The following is a 4,465-nucleotide window of genomic DNA, read 5'->3' on the forward strand; positions in this document are numbered from 1 at the left end:
CTTCAGACACATCAAGATCTTGCTGCAAATATTCATAACCACAAAAATATTGCCAATAAATATTTTCCTTTAGCTCTTCCTCCGTAAACGAATCAGAACCGTTGTACATAGCTTGAAGCATTGATAGTGCTAGCATTACTCTATGATCTTTCTTATTTCTACCAAATTGCTTGATTTCAATGTTAGGCAATGCTCTGGCTTCAAGTTCAGACCAATTTACTAAATCCCTTAGTTTATATAACTTGTTTTTAGGATTTAGTTTTGTAGATAATTTCTCTTCAAATAACCTTTCTTGTTTTTGGAGAAAAGTAATATTTTCTATAGGCATAATTTTAAAATCCGTAAGCTTTATGCGGTAATTATACCATTTTCTTATGGATTTTGTAAGCTGTTTATGACATGAAACCCCTTGTTAATTCAGGCGGGGAGAGTTTTGACGGAGGGACTACCTAAGCTATATTGAGATGAAAGATATTTTAAGTCCATTACGTCTTGACAATGACCCAACAATAAAAGAGAAAATTGATAAAATAGTACATTGGTCTGTTATGTATTATGATCTATTTAATACCACTGAACCAACGGATTTCTTAAATATCATTTTATCTCCGTCCATGACCTCTGAATTAGTACCATGGCACAGTGTAGAGTTGATGATTGCTGCAGATAGTGTGATTTACGATTAGTTGACTGCATTGTGATATTGTTCAAATAGAAATGTGATACAGTTTGGGCACTTTTTGCAAGTAATTGATTCATTTTTATAACCTTAGAAAATTAAAATTCAACTATCCCGCAAGGTGGCGCTAAATTTTTGCCCTATACCTTCAATTATTTTCTTATTTATTTCAGCAATATCTGATTCGGTCAATGTCTTATTATCGTCTTGAATATTTACAGATAAAGCAACCGACTTCTTGCTAGGTTCTATCTTCTGGCCACTATAAATATCGAATAAATCTACTGTCCTAATTAATTTCCTATCAACACCTCTGATAAAATTTAATAAATCCGCTACAGGCAATGATTGATCCACAATAAAAGCATAATCCCTAGTAATCATTTGGTAGTCTGAAGTAGCATACTCAGACCTTTTTCCATATTTCTCTGGGCGCAGTGGCAACTCATTAATGTTCAACTCAAAAGTGAGTATATCTGGTTCAATATCAAACTTCTTGGCTATCATAGGGTGAACTTGGCCAAAGTAAGCCAGAACATTTTTACCAAGACAAAGGCTTCCTGATCTCGTGGGGTGATAGTATGAAGGGGCATTGTCTCTGATCTGACATTTGTCAATATCAATTCCTATGGAGTTCAAAATGATTGCCATATCAGCTTTTATATCAAAAACATCGTATGCTCTTCTATCACTATGGCTATTTTTATTTGCAGTATGACCAGTTCTTATCGCACAAACACTATTTATCAAACGGTCACTAGTATCTTGAAAAATAGGACCTACTTCAAATAGCGATACATCATGAAAAGACCTGTTCAAATTATTACGACAAATTGCTAAAAGATTAGGCAATATCGATGGTCTCATATAGTCAAGGTCTGAGCTAATTGGATTTTGCAAAGTAAGTTCGTCTTTTAAAGTTGCAAAATATTTTGCTTTTTGACTATCCATGAATGACCAAGTAACAACTTCAGTATAACCGCCACTACTTGCAAGCAGACGCTTAATATCAGATAACCTTCTTTGATCAGAGGGAACGATTCTTGATATATTGGCAAAAGGAAGTCGAACTTCCGGAATATTATCGTAGCCATAGATCCTTACAATCTCTTCAACAATATCTTCTTTAATCGATACATCATAGCGCCAACTAGGTATAGTTATCTCGATTGAGTCATCTTTATCAACACATAGAAAGCCTAATTTTTGCAAAATGGTAGAGATCTGTTTGATATCCAGACTAATATTTGTCTTTAACTTCAAAAAATCCGAAGAAAAATCTATTTTCCTAACAGGGAGCGTTGAAATACCTATGGATTTAATTTTCGAAGCTACACCACCACAAATATCCATAATCAAATGCGTAGCTAAATCTAGTGCCTTGAGTGTAAATTCCCTATCAACATTACGCTCAAAACGATATCTAGAATCAGTATCCACCATAATACGTCGTCCTGTTTTTGCTATGTAATCAGAGCTAAAACTAGCCGCCTCTAGAAGGATATTGGTTGTATTTTCATTACACGAACTATTTTGACCACCAATAATTCCACCTAAACAATTAACCTCTTTGCTATCCTTGATTACTATATCACCATTTTTTGTAACATATTCCTTGCCATTCAGCGCCATAAATGAAATTTCTGAGCTTGAGGCATCTACTATCAGGCCATCATTAATTCTATTTGCATCATATGCATGCATTGGTTGACCAAAACTATAAGAGATGTAATTTGTCACATCAACCAAAGCTGAAATTGAACCAATACCTATATTTTCCATCAAGCTCTTCAGCCATAATGGTGATTCTTTGTTTTTAAGCCCTTTTATTTCTCGCAAGGCAAATAGCGGACACGCCTTATCATCTTTTACATCTAGGCTATAACTTGTTTCAAAGCTCTCCTTAATTGAGGGAATTTCTAACGTTTTTAACTGACCAATTCCTGAAGCGGCAAGATCTCTAGCTATGCCATATACACCAAGAGCATCAGCTCTGTTTGGCGTGATATTGATATGAATGACAGGATCATCGATACCAAGATATGAAGCAACAGAGTCACCTATTATAGCATTGTCAGCTAGCTCTATTATTCCATCGCTATCTTTACCTAAAAGCAGCTCATCGTATGAACACATCATGCCAAAACTGTCGACTCCTCGTATTTTTGACTCTTTTATCTTGAAGTTTCCATTAGGTATTAGGGTACCCACTTTAGCTAGCACCACCTTGATACCAGCTCTAGCATTTGCCGCTCCACAAACAATCTGAACTATTGCCGATTTTGTTTGAACCTTACAAACTTTGAGCTTATCTGCATCTGGATGCTGTGCGGTCTCCAAGATCTCTGCTACTTCGAAAGAAACTAAATCTTGAGCTTTATCTTCAATATCTTCTACCTCAAGACCAGTCATTGTAAGGGTATGAGCTATTTTCTCAAGCGAAGCAGTGGTCTCCAAAAACTGTTTTAACCATGATAATGTAAATCTCATCTTGTCAACCCCCCTGCAAGCGTTGGTATATCAAGCGCACGAAAATTATAATGATTAAGCCAACGCATATCTCCTTCGAAAAACTGACGTAAATCTCGAATACCGTATTTCAACATCGCAAAGCGCTCCACGCCAAGACCAAAAGCAAAACCTTGATATTCATCTGGATCAAGCCCCACGTTCTTGAGTACATTAGGGTGAACCATACCACAACCAAGCACCTCAAGCCATTTGTCATTTTTGTTCATTCTAATATCAACTTCTGCCGATGGCTCAGTAAATGGAAAAAAGCTTGGCCTAAATTGCACTTCAATATCTGAACATTCAAAAAAATTCCTGATAAAATCAATAATCACATATTTCAAATGCCCCATATGGATATTCTTATCGATCACAAGGCCTTCAATTTGGTGAAACATTGGTGTATGAGTTAAATCAGAATCAGAGCGGTATGTTCTACCTGGAGCAATAAAGCGATATGGAGGCTTTTCATTTTGCATTGTCCGTATCTGAATTGGCGAAGTATGAGTCCTGAGCAATTTAGTCTTATCATCGGTTTTCTTAAGATAAAATGTATCATGCATTTGGCGCGCTGGATGATTCTCATCGATATTCAAAGCGGTAAAATTATACCAATCATCTTCGATACTTGGTCCATCTTTTATGTCAAAGCCATATTTGGCAAATACTTGTATTAACTCTTCCATACATTGAGTTACCGGATGGATACTACCACAAGCTCTTGGTCTTGCTGGTACTGTCAGGTCTAACTTTTCAGATTCAAATCTAAGCACTAATTCTGCTTGCTGAGTAACCTCCGCTTGTTCATCTATTGCAGTTTGAATCTGTCCCTTAACATGGTTGATCTTCTGCCCCAACTCCTTACGTTCTTCTGGACGCACATTACCAAGCTTACTCATTTCTTGATTTATCAAGCTCGACTTGCCAAGAAATTCAACCTTAATATCTTGTAACTGGCGGGAGGTTTTTGCAACATCGATCTTCTTTAAAGCCGATTCCAATATTTTGTCCAACATAAATTCCCTTCAACATTATCTTTCTAATATGGATGGAAGAATAGTAGATTTTATAAGCAAACACAAGATAGGCCTGTATTTATTTAATGGCATTGTTAACTTAAGTACAGAGAAGTAGAAGGATTTTTTTGAGTGTATATTAAGTTTTATTCAGGTTTTTTAATCCCTGACATTAGCCAATAACTTTCAGTAGCATATTGAAGAATACTATCAGCATCTTGTTTTTCAATTTTAGATTGTAATATAGAGTGAATATTTT

General features: G+C 35.8%; 4 protein-coding genes. 1 reads left to right on the plus strand and 3 read right to left on the minus strand.

Going from position 1 to position 4,465, the window contains the following annotated elements; translation table 11 throughout:
* On the minus strand, positions 1-328 hold a 328-nt coding region (locus Megvenef_RS07590), incomplete at its 3' end, for a transposase (RefSeq protein ID WP_322776028.1).
* A 136-nt stretch (positions 329-464) separates the two neighbouring features.
* On the opposite strand from Megvenef_RS07590, the gene Megvenef_RS07595 reads away from it, so the two are divergent.
* The gene (locus Megvenef_RS07595; protein ID WP_322777357.1) at positions 465-686 is read left to right on the plus strand and encodes a hypothetical protein; all 222 of its coding nucleotides are present in this window, start codon (positions 465-467) and stop codon (positions 684-686) included.
* Between the two features lie 98 nt (positions 687-784).
* Here Megvenef_RS07595 and pheT read toward each other — a convergent pair whose 3' ends face one another.
* Together pheT and pheS are read right to left on the minus strand one after the other, a co-directional pair.
* Entirely contained in the window at positions 785-3,169 is a 2,385-nt protein-coding gene (gene pheT, locus Megvenef_RS07600; RefSeq protein ID WP_322777358.1) for a phenylalanine--tRNA ligase subunit beta, read from the minus strand.
* Positions 3,166-4,206 (minus strand): phenylalanine--tRNA ligase subunit alpha, encoded by a 1,041-nt coding sequence (gene pheS / locus Megvenef_RS07605; RefSeq protein WP_322777359.1) that lies wholly within the window; start codon positions 4,204-4,206, stop codon positions 3,166-3,168. The genes pheT and pheS overlap by 4 nt, the downstream gene beginning before the upstream one ends.
* Positions 4,207-4,465: the final 259 nt, after the last annotated feature.

Source organism: Candidatus Megaera venefica, from assembly GCF_034554655.1.
Taxonomy (GTDB): Bacteria; Pseudomonadota; Alphaproteobacteria; order Rickettsiales; family Rickettsiaceae; genus Megaera_A; species Megaera_A venefica.